This is a genomic window from Spiroplasma endosymbiont of Phycita roborella (genome assembly GCF_964031195.1).
Lineage (GTDB): Bacteria > Bacillota_I > Bacilli_A > Mycoplasmatales > VBWQ01 > Spiroplasma_E > Spiroplasma_E ixodetis_A.
In genome coordinates this window covers 372,032-398,623 of the sequence record NZ_CAXIQJ010000004.1, presented here as the reverse complement: position 1 = coordinate 398,623, position 26,592 = coordinate 372,032, and the positions used below count along the sequence as shown (strand labels likewise).

Below are 26,592 nucleotides of genomic sequence, written 5' to 3'. Positions count from 1 at the left end.
TAAACTTGATATTAAGTTTATAAAATTATTGTAATATAGTTTTCTATACCATTATATTTTTATACAAATTAACATCGTTAAATGTTTTTAATATTTAATTCTAAACTATCAAATCAAAAACTAATTAATATTATTTTTAATAATATCTGTTATTTCTTTAACAGCAATATCTAAGTCATCGTTAATAACAATATAATCATATTCATGTTGAACTTTAAATTCTTCTTTTGCTTTATTTAACCTTTTCTCAATAATTGCTTCTGACTCACTAGCACGCATACGAATTCTTTGTTCTAATTCTTGATAAGAAGGAGGCATAATAAAAATACTCATAATATCATTGCGATGTTCATAATTTTTTAAAACTTGACTAGCACCATCAACCTCAATTTCTAAAATAACATTATAACCTTGATTTTGCAAATTTAAAACATAACTCTTACTAGTACCATAGTAATTACCAATAAAATTTGTATATTCTAAAAAATCATTACCTTTAACATGATTTAAAAAAGTTGATACATCAACAAAAAAATAATTAATGCCATCTTGTTCTTTATTACGTGGTTTTCTTGTTGTCATCGAAACTGAATATGCTAAATTTAATGATTTATCAGCAAATAATTTAGCAATAATTGCACCCTTACCAACACCACTTGGTCCAGAAAGAATAATTAATTTTCCTTTTTTTTGTGCCATTTAGATTCTACTTTCTACTTTTCATAAAATTGAATTATTTTAATATATATTTTACCGTATTTTTTATTAGATACTACTTTAAAATGGAAATTTAATTGTAAATTTTCAAGTGGTACATTTGTTTCTAAAACAATTAAAGCATTATTAGCAAGTAAATTATTTTTATAAAAGAAATCAATAATTCACTGTTGACAAGTAATATTTACAAACGGTGGATCAATAAAAACAATATCACACTGTTGTACTAGTGTTTTACTAAAAATTTGATAATCCAAATTACTTAATTTAACTTGTTCTTGTAAATTACAAGCAAAACAATTTTGATTAATAATATTACAAGCAGCTTTGTTAATATCATTTGCAAAAGCAAATTTTGCCCCTCGTGATAAACTTTCAAGAATTAAATTACCACTTCCAGCAAATAAATCAACAGCAATTTTATCTTCAAAACTACAATAATTTAACATAATATTAAAAATATTTTCTTTAATTCGATTTAATGTTGGCCGTGTTGATAAACCATCTAAAGTAATTATTTTTTTTCCTTTTAATTTTCCAGCAATAATTTTCATGTTTTCTCCAAAATTTAGTTTATAATAACTTTATCATTAAATTTGATAAAAGCAAATTAGTTTAATTTATTATTTATTACAAACTGATGAAAGGATCTGCAATGTTAAACAAATTACAAAACGAAGTACCATCAGCATCTTGAATTACTGAAGATACAAAAGCTAGTTTATTAAAACCTTGTGCTGATGTTATTTTACCCTTAACACCTAAAGATGAAAATATTATGAAACGTATGATTGATTGAGTAAAAGCATCACAAGATAAAGAATTTAATGCTAACAACATTTTAACCGAAGCTATTGGTATTGCTGCACCACAAATTGGAGAAAATATAAAAATGTATTATATTTTATTACCAATTCCTGATAAAAATGAAAAGATTATTTACTATGAACATGCATTAATAAATCCAAAAATCATTGGTAAAAGCGAACAAATAGCTTATTTAAAAAAAGGTGAAGGTTGTTTAAGTGTAACTAATCACCCTCATGAAGGTTTAGTTCCACGTAGTTATAAAATCAACGTTACAGGTTATGACTATTTAAAAAAGAAAAAAGTAACTTTAACTGTTAGAGGTTATGAAGCAATTGTTTTTCAACATGAGCAAGACCATTTAGAAAGAAAACTCTTTTATCATCACATTAATAAGGATAATCCTTGACTTAATGATGATAAATGGATTATGATATAAAGTAGAATGATAAACTTAAGTTTTTAAATTGTTTTATTATAGTTAAATATAATATACCAAATAAGTAATAAGTAAAAACATGATTAAATTCATTACATTTTTTTATGTTATGTTTTATGTTATTTTCTTATAATTTTAAAATGAATGAAGGAGAAAAAATATGAGTGATACATCGACAAAAAATACTATACCAGTTAAAAAGTTCGTCACGAAAATCTTTGCGCTTGGTGGACTAGAAGAAGTTGGAAAAAATACTTATGTAATTGAACAAGATAATGAAATTATTATTATTGATGCTGGAGTAAAATTTGCTGATGCTTCTATGCCAGGAATTGAAGCAGTAATTCCTGATTATAGCTACCTAAAAGAAAATAAACATAAAATTAAAGGAATATTTATTACTCATGGTCATGAAGATCATATTGGTGGTATACCATACTTATTAAAAGAAATTAGTGATATTCCGGCTATCTACGCTCCTAATTTAGCAGCAGCTTTAATTCGTCATAAAATTAAAGACAAAGGGATAAAATCAAAAATAAAAATAAATATTGTTGATGGTAATAGTAAAATTAAAACTAACAGATTTATTATTAGTTTCTTTGCTGTTAATCATTCAATTCCTGATGCATATGGAATTTGTGTAGAAAATTCAAATGGAACTGTTGTAACAACAGGTGATTATAAATTCGATTGAACACCTTTAGGTCATAAAGCAGATATTGATAAAATGGCACAAATGGGTCAAAAAGGAGTAACATTATTTTTAGCAGATTCAACCAATGCTGAAGTACCCGGTTATACAATGACAGAAATGCTTGTTGTTAAAAGAATTAGTGAAATATTTGCTAAAGCGAAGGGCAGAATTTTAATTTCTACTTTTGCTTCTAATGTACACCGTTTACAACAAATTATTGAAGTTGCAACAAAACATAATAGAAAAGTTATTATTGTTGGAAGAAGTTTAGAAAGAATAGTTAATGTTATTCGTCAAATGGGACATTTAAAAGTTCGCGATAGTTCATTTATTAAAGCAGAAGAAGCTAAAAAATATGATAATAATCAAATTGTTATTATTTGTACGGGTTCCCAAGGTGAACCAATGGCAGCATTATCAAGAATTGCTAATCGCGAACATCGTCAAATAAAAATTATACCCGGTGATACAGTAATATTCTCTTCATCGGCAATTCCTGGTAACCGTGCTGACGTTGAAAGAGTAGTTAATAAACTAACACGACTTAGTGCGATTGTTGAAGAAAATTCACCATTAAATTGATTACATACTTCTGGTCATGCTTCACAAGAAGAACAAAAACTAATGTTAAATTTAATTAAACCATCATACTTTATGCCAATGCATGGTGATTATAGAATGTTAAAAGTTCATAAAGAAACAGCTGTATCAATTGGAATCCCTGAAGAAAATATATTTATTTGTGCTAACGGTGATCCAATTATTATGGATAATGGTAAATGTTCTTTAAGTGATAAACGCATTGCTGCTGATCCTATTTATGTTGATGGTGGTAAAGATATGTCAGGAGTAACAACTGCTGCAATAATCCGTGATAGACAAATTCTTTCTAAAGATGGTTTAATTGCAATTGTTGTTTCTATTGATTCACAAAATAATAAATTATTAGCACCACCAACGTTTATTTCTCGCGGTTCTTTCTATGTTCGCGATGCAGCACCTTTAGTATCTGAAGCAATATCATTATTAACAAAATCTATTAATGAAGTATTAAAAAGCGAAAGACCTACTTTTGCCACAATAAAAAATGCTATCAAATCAACATTAGCACCTTATATATTTAAAAAGAAAAGAAGAAACCCTTTAATTATTCCTGTTATATTAAATAAAAAATAGTTTTTAAAACTATTTTTTATTTTTTTGATATATTTTATTAAAATAATTAGCATTGAGTATGATGTTATTATTAAGGGTTAACTATTAATTCTTCTCCTACAAAAATCATAACTTCACCGATTTTAAATCTAACTGTAATTTTATCAGTGGCTATAAAATTACCTGTTGATTTATCATTTTTTGTTACTAATAATTTTAGTGAACCTTTATTTAATAATTTTTGGATTCCAAAGATTGTTTTAACATTATCTTTAGAATTATCTAACATTGAAGTCAAATCACTCTTAATTTGAAATTTACTTACTGATTGGCCTACTTTAAATTCACTTTGAAAATTACTATTAAAATCTGTTTTTTAATTGGAAAAATATCATGATTAATTACTCCATTTGGACTTGTTTTTGTAACTACTTTATATTTATCAGTTTTTGTAACACCATTTGTAAACATTATATTATATGAACCTTTTACAATATAAAAATCATTTTTCTGTGTTACTGGATTTAAATCAACATTAATATTTGAAATAATAGTAGTTACATTATTTAATTCTGTTTCATTAAAAATAGCATCTTCTAATTTTGTGCCACTATCAATTTTAATATTTAAAACATTTTTTAAAAATTGAAAACTTTCTTCATCTTTAGCTTTTTTATCATTTTTAATCAAATTTATTACCTTAATATTAGTTGTATTGATTTTTCAAGTTACTTGTGATTTATCATTTTCATCAATATTAATAGTAGGCATTAATAATCCTTCACCAGTAGCATTAGTCAATTTTAAACCTTGTGAAACTTTTGCATTTAATAAATTTTCTTCGAAATCTTGATTATCACATGCAATAACTGAGCTTGTGCTAACTGTAGTTAAAGCAACTGCCGACATTAATCTTAATACCGATTTTATAATATTCATATTTTTCTCCTCAATCTTTAAATCTTTTTTACTATACCTATTATATATAATTTTTGTTATATTACATTAATTATTATTTTATTATGATTTGAGTGTTTACTTAAAATTTAATCTGTATAATTAAATGAAAATTACCTTTATATTTGTAAAGTTTGTTTATTATTAATTGTTAAAAAAGTATTATCATCTTCAATTAAATTTATGTTATTTTTAAAATAATCAAAAGCATCAATAGCAACTTCATCTACATCATAATAATAATTTATAATGTTAAATCTATTTTTATTAGCATTTTTATCTTTTTTATTTAAAGGTTTAATAAAACAAGATTCTTTTCTTGATAATAAATCAATATTTTTTTCTAAAAATATTTTATCTTCTTCATTTATTTGAACTTTTGATTTAATTGCTAAAGCATTTTCTTTTTTTAGTAACATACAAGCATGATTTCATGCCGAATTCCCCGAACTATCTTTATAATCAATATCAACCGGTCATTTTGTTACTAAATAAGTTACTAATTTTTGTCAATCATTTAATACTGCTATATGCAATAATGAATAATTTTCCTCTTCAAATTTTAGACTATTAATAAATTCTTTTTTAAAAAAAAGATTTAGTTGTCCATCAATATTTTTGGTTTTTTTATTAATATAATCTTCATAATTTTGCAATATTTTAATAAATTTTCTTTCTATTTTTTTTGAATAAATTCTTTCTTTATTTTTAATAAAAATAATATTCATTTTATTTATCATTTTTTTAACATTTAATAAATTTTCTCTTTTTAAACTATTTACTTCAATAATTATCTTTTTTATCTGTCAATGATTATATTTGGTTGCAAATAATAAAGCAGTATTGCCATTTACATCTACATCATCAATATTAACATTATGTGCTAATAAAGTTTTAACTATATCCAAATGTCCATTTTTAGCAGCTCACATTAAAGCATTGCAACCTTTTTCGTTTATAAAATTAACATTTGCACTATTTATTAATAAAGTTTTAACTATATCCAAATGTCCATTTTTAGCAGCAACAATTAAAGCGGTTTCTTCAATTATATTTTCATGATTAACATTAGCGCCATTTTTGATTAAAGTATTAACTATTTCTAAATGACCTTTTTCAGCAGCTCACATTAAAGCACTCAAACCATCAATAGTTACATGATTAACATTAGCGCCATTTTTGATTAAAGTATTAACTACATCTAAATGACCTCTACCAGCTGCAGCAATTAAAGCAGTATAACCACAAATTTTTGTTATAGAATAAACATTTGCACCTTTATTTAATAACAAATTAACTACTTCTAAATGACCATTCCTCGCAGCCCACATTAAAGGCGTATCACCATTTTCATTTATACAATTAACATTAGCTCCCAATTCTAATAAAGTTCTGACTATTTCTAAATGACCATTCCTCGCAGCCCACATTAAAGGCGTATAACCAAACATATTTTTTCTATTAACATTAGGATAATTTGTTAATAAGGCATTAGCTATTTCTAAATAATTAGATTTAATTGCTAATATTAAAGCAGTATTACCATTTATAGAGACATGATTAATATTAGCGCCATTTGCTAGTAAATCATTAACTATTTCTGTATATCCATTTTTAGCAGCCACTAACAAAGCAGTTTCGCCATATCGATTTTCATGATTAACATTAACATTAAGTGTTAATAAAGTTTTAACTATTTCCAAATTTCCATTTTCAGTACTTAAAATTAAAGCAGTATTACCAAATTGATCCTCACAACTAACATTAGCATTATGTTCTAATAACAGATTAACTATTTTTGTATATTTTTTTTTAGCAGCTAAGATTAAAGCAGTATTACCATTTACAGATATGTAATTAATATTAGCATTATATTCTAATAAAACATTAACTATTTCTAGATAACCTTTTTCAGCGGCCCACATTAAAGGCGTATAACCAGTTCTATCAATATAATCAATATTAATATCATATTTTAATATTTTATTAACTACATCTAACTTTTTATTTTTAATAGCATCTATCATTTTTGCTTCTTTGTTATTAATATTTATATTTATTCCAAATATTTCTCTAACTCACTCAAACATATTCTTTTCCTTTCATTGTTTTTTTAAAAACAATGTATTTAAAATATTATTTTTTAAAATTTACCTTCATTATATATTTTTTTCTCCATTTTACAATGTTTAATACCAGCGTCCAAAAATATTTCAGAACAAACTTTATAACCCAAATTTTTATAAAAATTTAGTGCTTGAATTTGGGCATAAAGAGATATAACTTTAAATTGATTTTTAATTGCAACTTTTTCCATAAATTCCATTAATTTTTTACCAATACCCAATTTACGATATTCTTGCAATATACACACTCTTTCAATCTTTACAATATCTTCAACTTTTCGCATTCTACTAGTAGCTATTGGTTTATTATGATCATCAAAAACTAAAAAGTGAATCGATACATCTTCAAATTGATCAATTTCTTCTTCAAAAGGAACCTTTTGCTCATTAACAAAAACTTTTTTTCTAATCAAAAATGCTTGTTCTAACATTTCAATATTATTAACTATTTCAATTTTCATGTTTTCTCCTTAAATATAAATAATATTTTAAATTAATTATATAATTAATTTTTAAATTTAATTTAACAATTAGTAAATTTTACCAATTAATAAGTGAATTTTTAATTAGTGCTATAATTTAAGTAAGCGATTTTAAAAAATATTTTTTTTGGGGGAGGGAATAAATTTTGGAAGTACAAAAAATTCAATTTAAAAAATTACGACCGCATAATTTTTTGGGAGGGCAATATTTTGTTTTATTATTTTTTTGAATAATATTTATTACATTACTAATTACTGCATTAGTCTTATTTTTAAATGAAAGAACAAGAATTGATAAAGAAAATAATGTTAAAGAACTACTAGAACAAATTGCTAACGCAAAACAAGAAAGTGACAAAACTCCTTTCTATAAAAAATTAATGGCTATTTATTATCCATTAATTGATTTTTCATTAATGTCATTTATTTTTACTCAACATGATGATGCACCAATAAGTGACTGAGGAAGTGCATAAACACAACGTTTAAATAGTATTAATACTGCTTATTCATATATCTTTATTACAATTTTAATCGCTTTAATTGCTTTACTTTTTTATATTATTATAATCATTAAACTTTATCGTCGTCGAGCATTTCAAAGAAAATATGGTTTAACAACTCAATTTGCAAATGATTATCCAATTTATGATATTAAAATGTATCTAGGTTTTACAGTTAATTTAGCTATTGTTTTTAGTTTTTTCAATTTTCTAACAACTATCATTGTATTAATTTATGGTATTATCTTGGTATTAACTTCTTATTTCTTTTGATATATTTTAAAAATTAAAACAGAAATATTAATTATGCATAAATGATGAAAAACACCAAACTTTGCTTTATTTTTATCTGTTATTTTATTCCAAAATGGTTATACTTTATTAAAATCAATATTTGCTCAAAAGTTTAATGTTAACTTAGACTTAATTTTATCAATTATTTTACCAATTGGAACAATTACCATCTTTATTACCTTATTAATCAAAAATATGCTTAATTCACAAGTTACAGCAGTAAAAAATGCTATTAAAACAATTGGTGCTAAAATTAGTGCTTTTCAAATTTTCTATTATACACAAAAAGAAAAATCTTTAGAAGACTACATGTTTGTTAGTCAGTTGCCAACACTTGTTCGTATACCATTACAAAATAATAGCATTAACACCAAACAAGCAGTAATGCTAATGGCAACTATTGATGAAACAATAATATTTTTTAAAAAACACTTTCATAAACCAAAAGAATTAAACTATATGCTTTTTCACTTATTTAATAGAATAACTGATATTGAAGAAATTGAAGAAATCAAAAATAATATTCTTAAAATAGAAAAAAATAATTAATCAAAATTTAACAAAAAAGTTTTAAAAATAGTTAATACCATAGAAAATAATAAAATTTGTTATAATTGAGTAGAGTAATTATGATATGAGGAAAGGAAGTTATATACATGTGACCATTTAAAAAAAGAAATAAAACCGGAGAAGCAAAAGATCAAAAAAAATGTGATGGTTGTGGGAAAATGAAAAGTTCATCTGAATGTACTAAAGCAGCAGATGGTAAATGTTTGTGTAAAGATTGTGCTAAATAAATATATTAAATAAGTGTGTTAATGACACATTTATTTAATATATTTAGAAAGGAAGGATATAATGAAATGATTCAATAAAAAAAACAAAAAAACTGATGATGAACCTTTAACAAAAACCGTAAAATGTTTTGATTGCGAAATGATGTTTGAACCTTTTGACATTCTTGATACAAAAGAAGGGAAATCTTTATGTAAAAAATGTTTCATTAAAGAAGAAGAAAAATAAATTAATGATGTGTTTAGCAAAACACATTTTTTATTATTTAAAATAAAATAAATAACTATTTTCACAGAGGCTTTTTAATAATCTGTGTATCTTTGTTTTACAAAGTTACTAATTTAGATTAATTCTGTCTTCAAATTTTATCATAAAATGAGCAATTGCTGTATTTCAATTTTGAATAGGCAATGTTCATTTTTTTGTTATATTTTCAATTGCCAAGTAAAATATTTTGAAAACTGCCATATCATTAGGAAAAACTTTTTTATTTCTGATGATTTTTCGTAATTGACTATTAACAGATTCAATAGCATTTGTAGTATAAATCACTCTTTTGATTTCTACTGGATAACTAATAAAAACCATTAAATTATCTCAATTTTTATATCAAGATTTAGTAATTTGAGGATATTGTTTATTTCATTTACTTTCAAACGATTCTAAAGCTTGCATTGCTTGTTCTTCACTACATGCACTATAAATTGGTTTTAAATCTGCAACTAGACCTTTTCGATGTTTGTATGAAACATATTTTAAACTATTTCTAATTTGATGAACAATGCATAATTGATGTTCTGTTTTAGGATAAACTGATTGTATTGCTTCTGACATGCCTGTTAAATTATCACTACAAGCAATAAGAATATCATTTAAGCCACGATTTTTCATTTCTGTGAAATTAGATAATCAAAACTTAGAACCTTCATTTTCACTAATTCATAATCCTAAAACATCTTTTTTGCCTTCTAAATCAACTCCTAATGCTATATAAACTGATTTGTTAATAATCCGTTTATCTTGTCGTACTTTAACTACTATACAATCAAAATAAACAATAGGATAAATACTTTCTAATGGTCGATTTTGTCATGCTTTAACATCATCAATAACATCATCAGTAATTTGACTAATAACACTTTCACTAATATCAGCACCATGATATAACTCTTGCAACTGCATTCTAATGTCAGATAATGTCATTCCTTTTGCATACAAGGAAAGAACTTGTTGATCAAAACCATCAAATCTTCTTTGCCTTTTAGGAACTATTACAGGAGTAAAATTACTATTGCGATCTCTTGGTACATCAATTTCAATTTTACCTTGTTGAGTTATTAATTTTTTTGAACTTGTACCATTACGAGCATTTTCAGTAGTACTATGTTGATTTTTTTCATATCCTAAATAATTTTGCATTTCAGAATTCAACATTTTTTCAACTAATCTTTTTGTTAATTCTTTATATAAACCGCCAGGTTTAAAAACTGTTGTTAAATCTTCAGTATTTTCTAGTAATAAATCTACTGCTTTTGATATTGGATCATTATTATTAAAGTTATCTTTTTTAGCCATCTGTACTCACTCTTTCTAGTCATTTAATTATATTTACTAGAATTAATTAAACATAGTTATTTTTGTAAGTTACACAGATTACTAAACATTTCCTTTTCATATTTTATTATAATTACTATGATAAATTAAATTAATTAAAAGGAGAAAAAATGAACATTTTTATAGAAATATTGGGGTATCTTGCAGCCATTTGTATTCCTTTGGCATTCTTACCACAAACTATTAAACTAATTAAAACAAGAAATACTTCAGGTCTTTCTATTTTTTCATATAGTATCTATCAACTGGGAGGTCTTACTTTTTTAATATTTGGCATACTTCGTAATGATATTCCCATGATTACTTGTCAAACTATTACTGCTATACTAAATTTCATAATAATTGGAATTATTGTTAACAATTTAATTAAACAAAAAAATAAGGAGGAAAAAAATGTCTAATATTGCAATTGATATTATTGGATATATAGGTGCCTTTTTTATTTCGGTTGCCTTTTTACCACAAACTATTAAACTAATTAAAACTAAAAACACAAAAGGTTTATCGTTAATTTCTTATAGCATATATCAAATAGGATTAACTTCATTCATAATTTATGCTAGTTTAATTAAAAACATTCCCTTACTAGCAGCAAATGCCTTTGGCACAGTTATTAATATCATATTATTAACATTAATAATTTATAATTTATATTATAATAATAAAGATAAAAAGAACAATTTAACTTCCAAAAAATAAAATTTTTATTAACATAATACTTGCACAAGAATGGAGAAAAAAATGGAACATATTAATCTATTAGGAACTTTTATTTTTATTATCATTGGTTATTTAATTGGCTCAATCTCACCTTCAATTATTATTAGTAAAATAAAATTTAAAACCGATGTTAGAGATTATTACTCTAAAAATGCTGGTGCTACTAATTCAACACGAGTTATGGGTGGTAAATGAGGAGCTATTATTTTAATTATTGACGGTTTTAAGCCCGCTATTCCTATTTTAATTGCATATGGTTTAACCTTTATCAATATTACTAATCCTAATTATGAAACAATGTTTAAACAAGCATATATTTATCCAACTGGTCTTGCTGCAATTATTGGTCACTGTTGACCACTATTTTATGGTTTTCGTGGTGGTAAAGGAGCTGCATCTTCATTAGGAGTACTATTAATGATTAATCCTATTTATTGCGTTATCACAATTGCTAGTTGATGATTTATTTTATATTTAAGTAGAATGTCATCTTTATCTTCAATGTTAATGATGATACTTGCTTTTATCTTATCATGAATACCGAATATGCCACTGCATGCTTTTCTTTCCCAACAAGACACTCAATACTATATTGTTAATATAATTATGGCTCTAATTTGAATATTAATTATTATTCGTCATTGAGATAATTGTAAAAGAATTCTTAATCATACTGAACGTAAAGTGACTATTTTTGATAAAAAAAATAAAAAAGCAAATGAAGAAAAAAAATAAAAAATCATCTCTTTATACAAAATTAATAAAAATATTTTTTTAAAAAATGCTTGTTTTATGTTTAAAATTAATGTAATATTATAACCATGTTGACTTAACATTGTTAATATTCTCTCCGATATTAGCTTTGCTTAAGCCGAATTATATTTAAAGGAGAGTTGTCAAATATGGAACAAATTAAACAAGATGAATTGATTAAAAAATTTCGCTTAAATGCCAAAGATACTGGTTCTTCTGCAGTTCAAATTATTAATTTAACAAAAAGAATTTTAGAATTAACAGCCCATCTACAAGTACAAAAAAAAGATATTACTGCAAAACGAAGTTTGTTAAAAATGGTAGCAAGCAGAAAACGTTTCTTAAAATACTTTAAAAAACAAGATGTTGCTACATACAATAAATTATTAACAGCACTATCACTAAAAGATAACTAATATTAAATCAGTATTTACTTATTAATACTGATTTTTTTTATATACATCTAAATAATATTAAACATAGAAATAAATTTACAAATGATTTAAACGATAATAAAATTAATACTAAAAGTGTTATAATATAATTATTAATTATTATATGTTTCTAACCCATTTATTTTTCACTAAAATAAATGGGTTTTTGATTTCAAAAGGAGGAACAAAATAATGAATGATAAAGATATTAATGGTGAAAAAATAATATCAGTTATTTTAAATTCTGTCACTTCATATCAAAATATTACATATTTTAATTATTGGGATTATATAATTAAAGAAGAAAAAATTAGTTCTGAAATAAAAAAAGAGATCAATAATTTAATAGAAAAAAATGCTAATCTAAATTATACAAACGAAAATGGTGATAGTCCTTTAATAGTAGCAAGTCACTATTATCAACTTATAGATTCCATTAAAATTTTAATAGAAAATGGCGCTAATATCAACCACGCAAACCAAAATGGTGATACAGCACTAATAATATCTACTAAAAAAGGTTATTTAAGTATAATTAATGTTTTAATAGAAAATGGCGCTAATATCAACCACGCAAACCAAAATGGTGATACAGCCTTGCATTTAGCTGCTAAAAATGGACTAGCACAAATAGTTAATACTTTACTAATAAATAATGCAAATATTCATTTCATAAATCAAAATGGTGATACGGCTTTGACAATCATTATTAATGATAGTTTATTTTATGATAAAAACATAAAAAATATATTAGAAAACATATTTTATCAAGAATATGAAGAATATATTACAAATAAGGCGAAAGTAGAAATTATTAAATATAGGCCAAAATTTTCAAATAACTCATTATTTCATGATATTAAAGATAATATATTAATACATTTAAATACAAATAATTCAGTAAAAAATATAAAAGAAAATTTAATATTAATTGGATTAAAAATCAATAAGAAAAAAATTTTAAAAATTGAACAAAGAATAAAGAAAATATTTAAATGTAACATTAATAAATTAAATACTAATCAAGAAAAAGAAAAAAATGACAGAAAAAAATTAAACAAGAATTAAAAGAAGAAAATTATCCACAAAATAAGCCATCAACAAGCGGATATATAAAACATTAAATTTATCACAAATATAATGAATAAAAATAGTTACCATAATAGTAACTATTTTACAATTTATATTGGAAATGTTTTTCCTAATGATATGGCAGTTTTCAAAATATTTTACTTGGCAATTGAAAATATAACAAAAAAATGAACATTGCCTATTCAAAATTGAAATACAGCAATTGCTCATTTTATGATAAAATTTGAAGACAGAATTAATCTAAATTAGTAACTTTGTAAAACAAAGATACACAGATTATTAAAAAGCCTCTTTATATTTAATAAAAATTATCGTTTTTTAGTAGTACTTTGTTGACGTTTCATTGCTTGCATTACTGATTTAATTTGAGATTCAGTAGGTTTACGCCCCATTTGTAAATACATTGCACGAATCATATTTTCATTAATAGGAGGATTTTTCTGTAATTGTTTTTCGAAAATCTTCTTAGTAACAATAAAACCAACTAATCCACCAATTAACGCACTAGCAATGCCAATGATTAATACTGCTCACCAAACCATCATTATTAATTTCTCCTTACTTACTGTTTAAAAACTTATTAATTTTATCACACACTTGATTTGATGTAAAGCCATATTTTTCTAGTACTACCTTATCAGGAGCAGAAATACCAAAAGTACTTACGCCAATAACAAAGCCATTACCTGCAACATATTTATATCAACTATCTTTAGAACCCATTTCAATAGCAACTTTTATAATATCATTAGGTAAAATTTTATTTTGATATGTTTTATCTTGTTTATCAAAAATAAAAGTAGAAGGCATTGAAACTACACGAACATTAAGTTTTTGATCGTTTCATAGTTGTTCTTGACTAGCAATAGCCAACGAAACTTCACTACCGGTAGCAATAATAATTAAATCTAAAGCTTTACTACTCTTCTCTTTACTAATAATATAAGCACCTTTTTGAACTGCCTCAATATTACTATTTGCAAGTTGTGGTAAATTTTGTCTAGTAATAATAATAGCACTAGGGTTAGTTTTGCTAGATAATGCCATTAAATATGCACCAATTGTTTCTTTTGTATCAGCGGGGCGAATTACATTAAAATTAGGAATAGTTCTTAACATTGTTAGTTGTTCAACTGGTTCATGGGTAGGACCATCTTCGCCAACTGCGATACTATCATGACTAAAAATAAACAAAGATGGAATTGACATTAAAGCTGCTAATCGTAATGTAGGCTTTAGATAATCACTAAACACAAGAAAAGTAGAACCAAAAGGAATTGTGCCTTGATGTAACGTCATACCGTTAACAATAGCGCCCATTGCAAATTCTCTTACTCCATAATGAATATGTCTTCCTGAATGATCAAGAGGTAAAAAGTCTTTATCTGTTACTAATGCTTTAGTTGAGCCAGCTAAATCAGCACTACCACCAATTAATGTTGGACAATGAGCTGATAAAAGTTTTAAAATATTACCAGAGTCTACTCTTGTTGCTTGTGAATTTACTCCAATAATTGAAGTTCAATCAATTTTATTTAATTGATAATCTTCATTAAAAATTTCATTTTTCAATGCTGATTTAATTTCATTATACAATTTTGGATATAATTTTGCATATTTTTCAACTTTTTGATTTCAAACTAATTCTATTTTAGAACCATGATTAAGTGCTGTTTGTGTGAAGTAAGTACTTACTTCTTTTGGAACAGTAAATTCAGGATATTCTCAGTTTAAATTTTTAGCAACTGTTTTAATATCTTCCATTAAAGGAGAGCCATGAACACTGGGTGTTCCTTGTTTACTAGCCCCATAACCAATTATAGTTTTAATTTCAATTAAAGTTGGTTTATCACTAAGTTTTGCTTTTTTAATAGCTTCAGAAATAAGTTTATCATCTTCACCATCTTCAACTTTTAAATAATTTCACTCTAATGCTTGAAGACGCATTTTTAAATTTTCTGAATATACTAATTTAACAGATGAATCTAATTGAACATCATTTGAATCATATAAAATAATTAGTTTATTTAATTTAAAATGTCCAGCAAAACTAAGTGCTTCTTGCGCAATACCTTCTTGTAAATCACCATCACCACAAATTGCATATGTATAATGATCAATAATATTAAGATCTTTTTGATTATATTTAGCACCAAGAAAACTCTCAGTAAGCGCCATTCCAACAGCATTAGCGATACCCTGACCTAATGGCCCAGTAGCCGTCTCTACTCCATAGTCTAAATGATATTCGGGATGACCGGGTGTATTACTATTTAATTGACGGAATTGTTTTATATTATTGATTGTATATTTATAACCAGCATGATGTAATATTGAATATAATAAAGCACTACCATGACCTGCTGATAAAACAAATCGATCACGATTAAATCATTTTGGATTTTTTGGATTAAAAGATAAATGATTTTTGAATAAAGAAAAAGTCATTGGTGAAGCACCTAAAACAATACCAGGATGGCCACTTTTAGCAGCATTAACTGCTTGTACTCCTAACATACGAATTGAATTAATAGTTAATTTATCTAAATTAATTTTATTTTCCATAATTTCTCCTTAAATTTTTAATAGTTATTATTTAATATAATATTAACAATATTCTTAATAAAATAAGTAATTTTTTAAAAATAATTAAAAAAGTATAAATAATAATGACAAAAATATAATTTTATTTTAACTAATTTGAATCTTTGAACAAATTAAAAAAGAAAAGATCACCCCAAGATAAAAAAAATAATATTTCATCTTAAATAAGATAACTCTTTTCTTAATATTTTACATTTGTGATGTTCTTGGTTTATTTAAATTTGTTAATGGTGCGTTTGTTGAGTCATTGTTTACTTGTTGTTTATTAAAAGCTTTTCCAAATGATTTTGAAAATAATGTTGGATTTGTTTTTGGCTTTTTACTACATGATTCTGATATTTTTTTTCATTTTTTACTAATTTCTAATTCAATTTTCTTATTTTTATTAATTTTTCCAAAAGTTACTAATTTAATAAATAAATTTAAAAATTTATTTATTTTTTGTTGTTCTAAAACTTTAATTTCTTCTATTTCAGATTTTTTGATTACTTGCATTAAATTTGATTGTCTTTTTGCTGATTTTTCAAGTTCTTCTTGTTCTTCTAAATATAAACCAATTGCTTTATTATTTCTTTCTTGTCTTTTTAATGATAAAGCCTCTAATGCAATCGCTCTATCAATATCTTCTTGCTCTTGTTCTACATTAAATTGGTCTTGCAATGACAATGCAATCGCTCTATCAATATCTTCTCTTTCTTTCTCAGATACTTCTTCTGATTGTAAGGATAATGGTACTGATTTTTCAAGTTCTTCTTGTTCTTCTAAATATAAACCAATTGCTTTATTATTTCTTTCTTGTCTTTTTAATGATAAAGCCTCTAATGCAATCGCTCTATCAATATCTTCTTGCTCTTGTTCTACATTAAATTGGTCTTGCAATGACAATGCAATCGCTCTATCAATATCTTCTCTTTCTTTCTCAGATACTTCTTCTGATTGTAATGTTTTATAAGGTTCATCAACAACTACAAAACCAAATTCATCATCTTCATTGGTTGCTTGTAAATCTAAACTACTTTCATAAAGAGATGGTGAAATGGTTGGTTCGGAAATTATTGCCTTTTCTTGATGATTATTATTTGTATGTTGAATTTGACGTTGAACAATCTTACTTCCTTTGGGTCTTATTCCTTGTTTTAGTATTTCCTCTTCAGTAACTAATTTTACTTCTGTCTCTACTTTAAATGTTTGTGATGAGGGAATTGATGTTTCTTTAAATTCTTTTACTATTATGTCAGATTGTTTTTCTTTTTCTAACGATAATTTTTTTGCCAGTTCCACTTGTTCTTCTTCTTCTGATAATGGAATGGCAACCCTTTTTAGGACTATTTTTTGGTAGACATTTGTTTTTGATAACTAATTGGAGTTAGGTAGTTTAGAGTACTGTGAATTCTTATGTTGTTATATCAATTGATGTAATCAAATAATTCTAATTTTAATTGGATTAATGATGTAAAATTTTTATCATTAATAAATTCAATTTTGAAAGTTTTAAAAGTTGCTTCAGCAACAGCATTGTCATAAGGACATCCTTTTTTGCTTAAAGATCGAGTTATGTTGAAAGCTAATAAAAGTTTATCAATAGTTTTATTATTGAATTCATTACCGCGATCAGTATGAAATATTTCAATATCTTTTAAACAGTGATTTGATTGCATAAATGCTTGATATACTAATGATGCATCTTTTTTAACTCCAACACTATGTCCAATAATTTCGCGGTTAAATAGGTCGATTAATAGGCAAATATAGTTTCATTTACCATTAACTTGAACATAAGTTAAATCACTAACAATAACTTCATTTTTAATTCTATTATTAAAGTTTCTATTAACAAGATTGGTTATTTGACTATCATTGACTTTATTATGATAATTTTTGAATGATAATTTAGTGTATTTTGATATTAAATTATGCTTATTCATAATTTCTTTAATTTTTCTGCGTGATAAATAAATTTCTTGGTTTGCTAGTATGACTTTTAATCTTCTAGTACCATAAACTTCTTTATTTTCTTTAAAAGCACTAATAACAGCTTGTTCATAAATATTATTTTGAATTTTATTTTTTTTCTTTAAATTAAAATAATATGTTGATTTAGAGAGTTTTAAAAAATGACACATTGTGCGAATTTTATATTTAGATTTATTATTTGCAATAATCTCTACTTTCTGCCTATTATTAGTGCTGCTTGCTTTAAAATATCAATTTCCATTCGTAACTGTTTTAATTCTTTATTTGCTTGAATTAATTGTTTTTCTAAATCTGAAAGATTATCTTTAGTTTTAAAACTACCTGAATTAGTAAATTGCTTAATTCAATTGTAAGTAGCTGCTCTTGTAACATTGTATTCTTTAACAAGGCAAGATACTGATTTGCCACTTTGATATAAAGCTACTATTTGTTTTTTAAATTCATCTGAATATGAGTTAATAGTGACCATAATTATAATTCCTTTCTTTTAACTAATTTGTTCACTTGTCTATGTAATTAGTGTCCAATAAAGTGTAACCCATCCATAATCTCATGATTTCATCAATAAGACCTGGATCAATTGCAAGTTGTTCCATTTGTTCAAGTGTGAATGTTCTCATTTGTTCCATTGTAAATACTGGTGTTTGTTTTTTATCAATCGCTTCTCTTTGCTCTTTTGTCAATGAACGGATTTGTTGTGTTGTGAATGCAAATGTTGGCGATAATTTTAATTTTCTAATATAAGTTTCAGCTGCCATTATTTCTTCTTCCTTTCTAAAAATAAAAAAACCCATTTATTTTAAAATTAAAATAAGAGGATTAAAAAACTTTATATTCTTTTGTAGAATATTATCATAATAATAATAATAATATTTTTCCAATAAATTCGTATTATTTTTTTTCATTGAGTTATAAATAAATATTATAACTTAAAAAAGGACTTATTTAATATGCAAATTATTAATATTGAAACATATTGTAAAGTACGTTTAATACACATTATTTATTTAAGTTTTTTAGTTTTTGCTAATTTCAAATAAAATGTTTATAATTAAATCAACACTTTTTAATGACTAAAGTGTTATAAAATATATATTTATTAATTTTTTAAATAATTATTTAAAAAATAGAGGTATAAAATTATGAATAAATATTTAATTTTTTTAAGTGTGATACCACCTTTAACTTTTTTAGGAAACAATATTAATAATATAAATATTGAAAATACTGTACTAATAAATCAATTAGAAGAAAATAATGCTTCATTCAATAACCAATTTAACTATTTAAGCAATAGTGAGTGAATTACTAATCAATCAATAACAGATCATAAATTTTATAGTTATGATACATTATCTTTAGCAAAATACACTTTTCCTAAAGCAAGGAATACTTTTGGGCGGTTGTCAAAGTTACGAAATAATTAATTATCATATTAGTAACTTATTTCCGAAATTACCATTTAAAAATGATGATAGACAAATTAAATTCTCTTTTACCCTTAAATTTATATTCGACGTATTTTAAAAAATATAGATTTTATAAGATAAAATAAAAATTATTAACAAGGAAAAAGACAAGAAATAATCTTGTCTTTTTTTGTAATTGTAAAATTTTAAAATTTTTAATAACCGTCTTTAACGCTATTATCAACACGTGTTAGGGAACTAAAAAAGTGAACTACAACACAGTTGTTAAAAATAGTAGCTAGAACATGTGGACTTGCATGAATAAATAAAAAGTGGAGTGATACCTAATAAATTATACTAACCATTTAATGGTAATTCTTGGGGTGGGAGCGAATTGGAAACTAGTATATATAGACCTACTAGGGAACCTACTATATTAATTCTATTCTTTATTTAACCAACCTTGCCACTCCCCAGTGAGCAAGTGTTGGTTTTATTTTTTATTTTTATTGAAAAATTTTTTTGGGCGAGAAAATAAATTTCAAACTTGTAAAAAAAATTGAGCGGTGCCGGTTCAATTAAAATATTAATTTGTTAAACACAAATTAAATAAATATTGAATCGAATGCCTCAATGTTTTTTAAAATTTCACAATTTATTTTTGAGCCCAGAATTGCTGAAATGAATAAAACGAATAGTAGTATTATTAATAATCTAAAAATCAAAATATATGTTCTTTATGCTAGAAGCAACAGAACATATTAGGAAAGGATTATTATGCAAATAGAATTTAAAAAAGAACAAATTGTTAAAGATAAACCACAATCTATTCTTATTGATTATGTTGAATATAAATTATCACTTCCAAAATGAATGATTAAAAATAATTCTTTTATTGTTGATAACAGTTACACATATTGAGTTTTTAATTTAGAAAATATTAAAAGAGAATTAAGTGGTAATGAATTAATAAAATTATTAGAACCATATATTAAAGACCAAAAAATAAGAGGCTTTTTAATAATCTGTGTATCTTTGTTTTACAAAGTTACTAATTTAGATTAATTCTGTCTTCAAATTTTATCATAAAATGAGCAATTGCTGTATTTCAATTTTGAATAGGCAATGTTCATTTTTTTGTTATATTTTCAATTGCCAAGTAAAATATTTTGAAAACTGCCATATCATTAGGAAAAACTTTTTTATTTCTGATGATTTTTCGTAATTGACTATTAACAGATTCAATAGCATTTGTAGTATAAATCACTCTTTTGATTTCTACTGGATAACTAATAAAAACCATTAAATTATCTCAATTTTTATATCAAGATTTAGTAATTTGAGGATATTGTTTATTTCATTTACTTTCAAACGATTCTAAAGCTTGCATTGCTTGTTCTTCACTCATGCACTATAAATTGGTTTTAAATCTGCAACTAGACCTTTTCGATGTTTGTATGAAACATATTTTAAACTATTTCTAATTTGATGAACAATGCATAATTGATGTTCTGTTTTAGGATAAACTGATTGTATTGCTTCTGACATGCCTGTTAAATTATCACTACAAGCAATAAGAATATCATTTAAGCCTCGATTTTTCATTTCTGTGAAATTAGATAATCAAAACTTAGAACCTTCATTTTCACTAATTCATAATCCTAAAACATCTTTTTTGCCTTCTAAATCAACTCCTAATGCTATATAAACTGATTTGTTAATAATCCGTTTATCTTGTCGTACTTTAACTACTATACAATCAAAATAAACAATAGGATAAATACTTTCTAATGGTCGATTTTGTCATGCTTTAACATCATCAATAACATCATCAGTAATTTGACTAATAACACTTTCACTAATATCAGCACCATGATATAACTCTTGCAACTGCATTCTAATGTCAGATAATGTCATTCCTTTTGCATACAAGGAAAGAACTTGTTGATCAAAACCATCAAATCTTCTTTGCCTTTTAGGAACTATTACAGGAGTAAAATTACTATTGCGATCTCTTGGTACATCAATTTCAATTTTACCTTGTTGAGTTATTAATTTTTTTGAACTTGTACCATTACGAGCATTTTCAGTAGTACTATGTTGATTTTTTTCATATCCTAAATAATTTTGCATCTCAGAATTCAACATTTTTTCTACTAATCTTTTTGTTAATTCTTTATATAAACCGCCAGGTTTAAAAACTGTTGTTAAATCTTCAGTATTTTCTAGTAATAAATCTACTGCTTTTGATATTGGATCATTATTATTAAAGTTATCTTTTTTAGCCATCTGTAACTCACTCTTTCTAGTCATTTAATTATATTTACTAGAATTAATTAAACATAGTTATTTTTGTAAGTTACACAGATTACTAAACATTTCCAGCACATTTTTTAATTGTGTCTCTAGTTGTGCAATTTTTTCCTCTCTTTCTTCAATAATTTTTTTTAAATGTTTAATTTCAGTATCTTTTTTTTCAAACTCAGATTTAAAAGCAGTAGTTATTGCTTCAACTGCATCTCAATCTTCATCTTCGCTTTCTTCTCATTCTTTTTCAATTTCTGCTTTAATTTTTGGAATTGAATCTTCTATATATGTATCAATATATTTAATAATCATTTCAAATAATAAAGAACTTTCATCTTTAGTTCCTACATTTTCATTATTATCAATTGTCTTTCAACTATCAATAACTTTTAATCTTTCAATAGGAAAAAATTCTTTTAATGATGTTACAAGTGACTGATATTGTTCTTCAATTTTTTGAAATATTTCATTAAGTTTTGCTTGAAAAAATTCTTTTAATGATGTTACAAGTGACTAATATTGTTCTTCAATTTTTTGAAATATTTCATTAAGTTTTGCTTGAAAAAATTCTTTTTGTTTATTATTTGTTAATTGAGGAGTTTCATTTTCAATAGTTTTAATATTCTTTAATACTTCTATTTTTTTAAAAATTTTGCTTACTTCCTTTTCACTTAAGAAATTATCTTCAACTAATATAAATTTAGTGTATAAATTACAAAATTTTCTAGATAAAAAATAATATTTTTCCTCTTCAATTAATTTTTTAAGCAAAATTTTTCTACCTTCTTTATTTAATATTTGAAAATTAGCTTCTTCACTATCGGGAACTGCTAATACCAAATGATTATCATTTTCTGTTTTTAAATAAATAAAATTTGATCATGGTAACTTATATTGTAAATTATCATTTTTATATTCAATTTTAATAATTAATCCTGGTTGTAAAATATTATTGATCGTATTGTTTAATTTATATTTTTCACGATCTCATTCATTATTTTTAAATCATAAAATAAATTCATAAAGTGAAATTGTAAAAGACTTAATAAATTCAATAATTTTTTGATGATAATTTTTAATATTATCTTTCATTAAATTTGTATTATTAATAATTCCCTGTTTAGTTTCTTCTAATTGAAGCGTTTTTTGTTTTTCTTCTTCTTCAATAGCTTCTTTTTGCTTTTTTTTACTTTCTGTTATTTTTTCTTTTGCAATAGTTCTAATGTTTTCAATTTGCTGTTTTAACTCTGCTAGCACTTTTTTATCATTGTCTAAACTTACATTTTCTAAAGTTCTTGACAAATTTTCATATGTTGTTCTTTCTGTTTTATTAATATTTTCTAATGCTGCTATTTTTTTATTAATAACTTCAATCGATTTACTTTCTTCTTCAACTAATTGTTCACAATGTCTATCAAACTGTAATGTAATTTCTTTTATTCTTTCAGAAGTACTTTTTGTTAATTTTACTGCTTCTGTTATATATTTCATTATGAAATTTTTTGCTAAGTCACTTGTATATGAATCACTTATTTTTTTTAATATAGTAAATTCATTATTGATAGCACCACATATTCTATTAATATTTCATTCTAAACTATCTGCTGCAAATTGTTCAGTACTATTAAGAATAAGAAATTGATAATAATAATCCATTATCCTAGAATCTTCAATATTATTAATAAAATTTTTTAATTCATTTATATTTTTTGCTATCTTTTTTTGAAAACTATTATAATAACTTTCATTATTATAATCTTCTAAATCAATTAAAAATTGTTTTCTTTTCATCACATTACTAACTAATGCCACTTGTTCACTACATTCTTTAACTTTTTCTAGATTTCTTTTATGATTTAAAATAAATTCTTGATAATCTTCACCAATAATTTTAAATTTTTTAATATTTTTTTCAAAATTAATAAAAACGTTACACAACTCAGCAATTTTTTCTTTTCACTCTACCGATAAAAACTGTTCTAGATTTTCTTCTTGTATAATTTGTTTTCAAAAATTAATCGCATTATTGGGAAGTTTTAATTCAGGAAAAAAGTAATCAAAATTAATTCGCGCTTGTTCTTGTTTAAATTTTATAATTTCAAAATATTGTTCTGGAAATGCTTCTTTAGCTATATTTTTTAATTCAGTAATTAAATTATGTTCTTCATTAAAAATTTGCCGTTCTTTTTCAATTCATTGTCATGAATTTTTTAAATTTTCTAATAAAAGTTCATCAAATACTAAAAACTTTTTATTATTATAAAGAGAAAATAACTCTTGATAAAGATGATGAACAATATTTAAAAATCAAAATAATGAATCTGCTTTAATTAAACTATTAAAAAATATAGCAAGGTCATCACTATTAATTGTTTGCAATACTTTTTCTTTCTATTTTTGCACTTGTAATCTTAGAAATTATTTCTTTTCTAAAATGCTTAATATTTTTTTGCTTTTTATTATCAGAACCTATTTCTTGACTTTCTGTAGGCACTTCTTTACATCCTTTCAAATAAAAAACCCATTTATTTTATTAAAAATAAAACAATGGGCTTGAAAAACATATTTTTTTAAATTTTTTATTTTAAATTTTCATTAAAATAAGCAAAGGAACAATTCTAAAATAAATTAGTTATAATTTATTTGAAAAAGTTAATTAACAATTTCTAAAATCTCTTGTTAATTACCTATAATAATGCATATAGTTTATCTCTAATATTTAAGATAACTATTGCTAAATAATAGCATGTATAAAACGTATTGCAAATAATATACAAAAATCATACTTTATATTACATTAATTTTACTAATTAAAATGATAAATAAAAACATCATTGATATTATATAAAAATAATAAACACTGTTATTATGAAATAAATTTTATTATTACATGAAAAAATAACAAATAAACAAATTAAAACAATAAATCCCGAGGCTTTTTAATAATCTGTGTATCTTTGTTTTACAAAGTTACTAATTTAGATTAATTCTGTCTTCAAATTTTATCATAAAATGAGCAATTGCTGTATTTCAATTTTGAATAGGCAATGTTCATTTTTTTGTTATATTTTCAATTGCCAAGTAAAATATTTTGAAAACTGCCATATCATTAGGAAAAACTTTTTTATTTCTGATGATTTTTCGTAATTGACTATTAACAGATTCAATAGCATTTGTAGTATAAATCACTCTTTTGATTTCTACTGGATAACTAATAAAAACCATTAAATTATCTCAATTTTTATATCAAGATTTAGTAATTTGAGGATATTGTTTATTTCATTTACTTTCAAACGATTCTAAAGCTTGCATTGCTTGTTCTTCACTACATGCACTATAAATTGGTTTTAAATCTGCAACTAGACCTTTTCGATGTTTGTATGAAACATATTTTAAACTATTTCTAATTTGATGAACAATGCATAATTGATGTTCTGTTTTAAGATAAACTGATTGTATTGCTTCTGACATGCCTGTTAAATTATCACTACAAGCAATAAGAATATCATTTAAGCCACGATTTTTCATTTCTGTGAAATTAGATAATCAAAACTTAGAACCTTCATTTTCACTGATTCATAATCCTAAAACATCTTTTTTGCCTTCTAAATCAACTCCTAATGCTATATAAACTGATTTGTTAATAATCCGTTTATCTTGTCGTACTTTAACTACTATACAATCAAAATAAACAATAGGATAAATACTTTCTAATGGTCGATTTTGTCATGCTTTAACATCATCAATAACATCATCAGTAATTTGACTAATAACACTTTCACTAATATCAGCACCATGATATAACTCTTGCAACTGCATTCTAATGTCAGATAATGTCATTCCTTTTGCATACAAGGAAAGAACTTGTTGATCAAAACCATCAAATCTTCTTTGCCTTTTAGGAACTATTACAGGAGTAAAATTACTATTGCGATCTCTTGGTACATCAATTTCAATTTTACCTTGTTGAGTTATTAATTTTTTTGAACTTGTACCATTACGAGCATTTTCAGTAGTACTATGTTGATTTTTTTCATATCCTAAATAATTTTGCATTTCAGAATTCAACATTTTTTCAACTAATCTTTTTGTTAATTCTTTATATAAACCGCCAGGTTTAAAAACTGTTGTTAAATCTTCAGTATTTTCTAGTAATAAATCTACTGCTTTTGATATTGGATCATTATTATTAAAGTTATCTTTTTTAGCCATCTGTAACTCACTCTTTCTAGTCATTTAATTATATTTACTAGAATTAATTAAACATAGTTATTTTTGTAAGTTACACAGATTACTAAACATTTCCTAAATCCCTTCTAATTTAGAAGGGATTTTTATTCTAAAATTAATCTAAGAACAATTTAAAAAATAAATAATTTTATTTCTTTATTATTAGAAAGAAATAAAAATCTATTTGTTCAAGATTAACTTAATTCATTTTTAAATTCATAAATATGAATATCAGTTTTATCAACAACAAAACCAATAACATACGAAATACCACAAAGAAAATCTATAATTCTTCTTCGATCATTTTCAACAGTTGTTGTTAAATTAACTTTAATTGGTTTTTGTAAAATCATAGCATTAGCAATTGATTCAATTTCTTGATAATTTTTAGGAGCAAATTCTTGTATTTGTTCTTGAAAACTGGTTTTATAATTACTATTTTCATCACTGTCTTTATATTTTTTACTTCTTCATCCCATAATT

At 24.2% G+C, this 26,592-nt stretch carries 30 protein-coding genes and 2 pseudogenes; 14 read left to right on the top strand and 18 right to left on the bottom strand.

Annotated elements, in window-relative coordinates:
* Positions 1 to 120: 120 nt before the first annotated feature.
* Positions 121 to 699, bottom strand: a complete 579-nt coding sequence (gene gmk / locus AAHM95_RS04260) for a guanylate kinase (RefSeq protein WP_338957663.1) — start codon at positions 697 to 699, stop codon at positions 121 to 123.
* Between the two features lie 14 nt (positions 700 to 713).
* A complete protein-coding gene (locus tag AAHM95_RS04255; RefSeq protein ID WP_342274205.1) occupies positions 714 to 1,271 on the bottom strand; it encodes an RsmD family RNA methyltransferase in 558 nt (185 codons plus the stop codon).
* A 101-nt stretch (positions 1,272 to 1,372) separates the two neighbouring features.
* Between AAHM95_RS04255 and def the strand changes: the two genes are divergently transcribed.
* Both def and AAHM95_RS04245 read left to right on the top strand, forming a co-directional pair.
* The gene (def, locus tag AAHM95_RS04250) at positions 1,373 to 1,963 is read left to right on the top strand and encodes a peptide deformylase (RefSeq protein WP_342274204.1); all 591 of its coding nucleotides are present in this window, start codon (positions 1,373 to 1,375) and stop codon (positions 1,961 to 1,963) included.
* Between the two features lie 160 nt (positions 1,964 to 2,123).
* Positions 2,124 to 3,836: a ribonuclease J gene (locus AAHM95_RS04245; RefSeq protein WP_342274203.1), complete on the top strand. Its 1,713-nt coding sequence runs from the start codon at positions 2,124 to 2,126 to the stop codon at positions 3,834 to 3,836.
* A gap of 70 nt (positions 3,837 to 3,906) precedes the next feature.
* Here the strand turns inward: AAHM95_RS04245 and AAHM95_RS04240 are convergent, their stop codons facing one another.
* From AAHM95_RS04240 to AAHM95_RS04225, 4 genes are all read right to left on the bottom strand, one after another.
* A complete protein-coding gene (locus tag AAHM95_RS04240; RefSeq protein WP_338976236.1) occupies positions 3,907 to 4,104 on the bottom strand; it encodes a hypothetical protein in 198 nt (65 codons plus the stop codon).
* A 44-nt stretch (positions 4,105 to 4,148) separates the two neighbouring features.
* Complete coding sequence (locus tag AAHM95_RS04235) at positions 4,149 to 4,754, bottom strand: hypothetical protein (RefSeq protein ID WP_338978732.1); 606 nt, start codon at positions 4,752 to 4,754, stop codon at positions 4,149 to 4,151.
* A 137-nt stretch (positions 4,755 to 4,891) separates the two neighbouring features.
* Entirely contained in the window at positions 4,892 to 6,862 is a 1,971-nt protein-coding gene (locus tag AAHM95_RS04230; RefSeq protein WP_342274202.1) for an ankyrin repeat domain-containing protein, read from the bottom strand.
* 53 nt (positions 6,863 to 6,915) lie between these two features.
* Complete coding sequence (locus tag AAHM95_RS04225) at positions 6,916 to 7,359, bottom strand: GNAT family N-acetyltransferase (protein WP_281748109.1); 444 nt, start codon at positions 7,357 to 7,359, stop codon at positions 6,916 to 6,918.
* A gap of 167 nt (positions 7,360 to 7,526) precedes the next feature.
* Between AAHM95_RS04225 and AAHM95_RS04220 the strand changes: the two genes are divergently transcribed.
* From AAHM95_RS04220 to AAHM95_RS04205, 4 genes are all read left to right on the top strand, one after another.
* Entirely contained in the window at positions 7,527 to 7,856 is a 330-nt protein-coding gene (locus tag AAHM95_RS04220; protein WP_342274201.1) for a hypothetical protein, read from the top strand.
* A 333-nt stretch (positions 7,857 to 8,189) separates the two neighbouring features.
* Positions 8,190 to 8,726, top strand: a complete 537-nt coding sequence (locus AAHM95_RS04215; RefSeq protein WP_342274200.1) for a hypothetical protein — start codon at positions 8,190 to 8,192, stop codon at positions 8,724 to 8,726.
* An 80-nt stretch (positions 8,727 to 8,806) separates the two neighbouring features.
* Positions 8,807 to 8,974 carry a hypothetical protein gene (locus AAHM95_RS04210; RefSeq protein ID WP_342274199.1) on the top strand — a complete coding sequence of 56 codons (168 nt, stop codon included), beginning with the start codon at positions 8,807 to 8,809 and terminating at the stop codon, positions 8,972 to 8,974.
* A gap of 61 nt (positions 8,975 to 9,035) precedes the next feature.
* Complete coding sequence (locus AAHM95_RS04205) at positions 9,036 to 9,200, top strand: hypothetical protein (protein WP_281748104.1); 165 nt, start codon at positions 9,036 to 9,038, stop codon at positions 9,198 to 9,200.
* Positions 9,201 to 9,308: 108 nt separating this feature from the next.
* On the opposite strand, the gene AAHM95_RS04200 is transcribed toward AAHM95_RS04205, so the two are convergent.
* Positions 9,309 to 10,547: an IS256 family transposase gene (locus AAHM95_RS04200; protein ID WP_281749630.1), complete on the bottom strand. Its 1,239-nt coding sequence runs from the start codon at positions 10,545 to 10,547 to the stop codon at positions 9,309 to 9,311.
* A 149-nt stretch (positions 10,548 to 10,696) separates the two neighbouring features.
* On the opposite strand from AAHM95_RS04200, the gene AAHM95_RS04195 reads away from it, so the two are divergent.
* From AAHM95_RS04195 to AAHM95_RS04170, 6 genes and pseudogenes are all read left to right on the top strand, one after another.
* A complete protein-coding gene (locus tag AAHM95_RS04195; protein WP_338978737.1) occupies positions 10,697 to 10,987 on the top strand; it encodes a SemiSWEET family sugar transporter in 291 nt (96 codons plus the stop codon).
* Complete coding sequence (locus AAHM95_RS04190) at positions 10,980 to 11,285, top strand: SemiSWEET family sugar transporter (protein WP_281748102.1); 306 nt, start codon at positions 10,980 to 10,982, stop codon at positions 11,283 to 11,285. The genes AAHM95_RS04195 and AAHM95_RS04190 overlap by 8 nt, the downstream gene beginning before the upstream one ends.
* Positions 11,286 to 11,327: 42 nt before the next feature.
* Entirely contained in the window at positions 11,328 to 12,041 is a 714-nt protein-coding gene (gene plsY / locus AAHM95_RS04185) for a glycerol-3-phosphate 1-O-acyltransferase PlsY (RefSeq protein ID WP_338975974.1), read from the top strand.
* Positions 12,042 to 12,208: 167 nt separating this feature from the next.
* Positions 12,209 to 12,475 carry a 30S ribosomal protein S15 gene (gene rpsO, locus AAHM95_RS04180; protein ID WP_252319942.1) on the top strand — a complete coding sequence of 89 codons (267 nt, stop codon included), beginning with the start codon at positions 12,209 to 12,211 and terminating at the stop codon, positions 12,473 to 12,475.
* Positions 12,476 to 12,685: 210 nt separating this feature from the next.
* Complete coding sequence (locus tag AAHM95_RS04175; protein ID WP_342274198.1) at positions 12,686 to 13,561, top strand: ankyrin repeat domain-containing protein; 876 nt, start codon at positions 12,686 to 12,688, stop codon at positions 13,559 to 13,561.
* A 126-nt stretch (positions 13,562 to 13,687) separates the two neighbouring features.
* Positions 13,688 to 13,834, top strand: a pseudogene (locus AAHM95_RS04170) (IS256 family transposase); the annotation flags it as partial.
* Positions 13,835 to 13,893: 59 nt separating this feature from the next.
* Here the strand turns inward: AAHM95_RS04170 and AAHM95_RS04165 are convergent.
* The 5 genes from AAHM95_RS04165 to AAHM95_RS04145 all read right to left on the bottom strand — a co-directional run bounded on the left by AAHM95_RS04165 (position 13,894) and on the right by AAHM95_RS04145 (position 18,921).
* On the bottom strand, positions 13,894 to 14,130 hold the full coding sequence (locus tag AAHM95_RS04165; RefSeq protein WP_252319938.1) for a YneF family protein: 237 nt from the start codon (positions 14,128 to 14,130) through the stop codon (positions 13,894 to 13,896).
* Positions 14,131 to 14,143: 13 nt separating this feature from the next.
* Entirely contained in the window at positions 14,144 to 16,150 is a 2,007-nt protein-coding gene (tkt, locus tag AAHM95_RS04160; protein WP_342274196.1) for a transketolase, read from the bottom strand.
* A 228-nt stretch (positions 16,151 to 16,378) separates the two neighbouring features.
* Positions 16,379 to 17,470, bottom strand: a complete 1,092-nt coding sequence (locus tag AAHM95_RS04155) for a hypothetical protein (RefSeq protein ID WP_342274195.1) — start codon at positions 17,468 to 17,470, stop codon at positions 16,379 to 16,381.
* Positions 17,471 to 17,514: 44 nt separating this feature from the next.
* Positions 17,515 to 18,632, bottom strand: a protein-coding gene (locus AAHM95_RS04150) for an IS3 family transposase (protein WP_338975281.1) whose coding sequence is annotated in 2 segments (ribosomal slippage) — positions 17,515 to 18,362 and positions 18,362 to 18,632 — 1,119 coding nt in all. Because the reading frame shifts where the segments join, the coding sequence is not laid out codon by codon here.
* A gap of 22 nt (positions 18,633 to 18,654) precedes the next feature.
* Positions 18,655 to 18,921: a hypothetical protein gene (locus AAHM95_RS04145; protein ID WP_342274194.1), complete on the bottom strand. Its 267-nt coding sequence runs from the start codon at positions 18,919 to 18,921 to the stop codon at positions 18,655 to 18,657.
* A gap of 384 nt (positions 18,922 to 19,305) precedes the next feature.
* On the opposite strand from AAHM95_RS04145, the gene AAHM95_RS04140 reads away from it, so the two are divergent.
* Together AAHM95_RS04140 and AAHM95_RS04135 are read left to right on the top strand one after the other, a co-directional pair.
* Complete coding sequence (locus tag AAHM95_RS04140) at positions 19,306 to 19,590, top strand: hypothetical protein (protein WP_342274193.1); 285 nt, start codon at positions 19,306 to 19,308, stop codon at positions 19,588 to 19,590.
* 759 nt (positions 19,591 to 20,349) lie between these two features.
* Positions 20,350 to 20,637 carry a hypothetical protein gene (locus AAHM95_RS04135; protein WP_342274192.1) on the top strand — a complete coding sequence of 96 codons (288 nt, stop codon included), beginning with the start codon at positions 20,350 to 20,352 and terminating at the stop codon, positions 20,635 to 20,637.
* On the opposite strand, the pseudogene AAHM95_RS04130 reads toward AAHM95_RS04135, so the two are convergent.
* The 6 genes and pseudogenes from AAHM95_RS04130 to sepF all read right to left on the bottom strand — a co-directional run bounded on the left by AAHM95_RS04130 (position 20,624) and on the right by sepF (position 26,588).
* Positions 20,624 to 21,861 (bottom strand): annotated as a pseudogene (locus tag AAHM95_RS04130) (IS256 family transposase). The gene AAHM95_RS04135 and the pseudogene AAHM95_RS04130 overlap by 14 nt on opposite strands.
* A gap of 57 nt (positions 21,862 to 21,918) precedes the next feature.
* Complete coding sequence (locus tag AAHM95_RS04125; protein WP_342274191.1) at positions 21,919 to 22,191, bottom strand: hypothetical protein; 273 nt, start codon at positions 22,189 to 22,191, stop codon at positions 21,919 to 21,921.
* Between the two features lie 201 nt (positions 22,192 to 22,392).
* Complete coding sequence (locus AAHM95_RS04120; RefSeq protein WP_342274190.1) at positions 22,393 to 24,258, bottom strand: hypothetical protein; 1,866 nt, start codon at positions 24,256 to 24,258, stop codon at positions 22,393 to 22,395.
* On the bottom strand, positions 24,245 to 24,373 hold the full coding sequence (locus AAHM95_RS04115; protein WP_342274189.1) for a hypothetical protein: 129 nt from the start codon (positions 24,371 to 24,373) through the stop codon (positions 24,245 to 24,247). Before AAHM95_RS04115 ends, AAHM95_RS04120 begins: the two co-directional genes overlap by 14 nt.
* Positions 24,374 to 24,852: 479 nt before the next feature.
* The gene (locus AAHM95_RS04110; RefSeq protein WP_338976331.1) at positions 24,853 to 26,091 is read right to left on the bottom strand and encodes an IS256 family transposase; all 1,239 of its coding nucleotides are present in this window, start codon (positions 26,089 to 26,091) and stop codon (positions 24,853 to 24,855) included.
* Positions 26,092 to 26,303: 212 nt separating this feature from the next.
* Positions 26,304 to 26,588: a cell division protein SepF gene (gene sepF / locus AAHM95_RS04105; RefSeq protein ID WP_281748120.1), complete on the bottom strand. Its 285-nt coding sequence runs from the start codon at positions 26,586 to 26,588 to the stop codon at positions 26,304 to 26,306.
* Between the last annotated feature and the right edge of the window lie 4 nt (positions 26,589 to 26,592).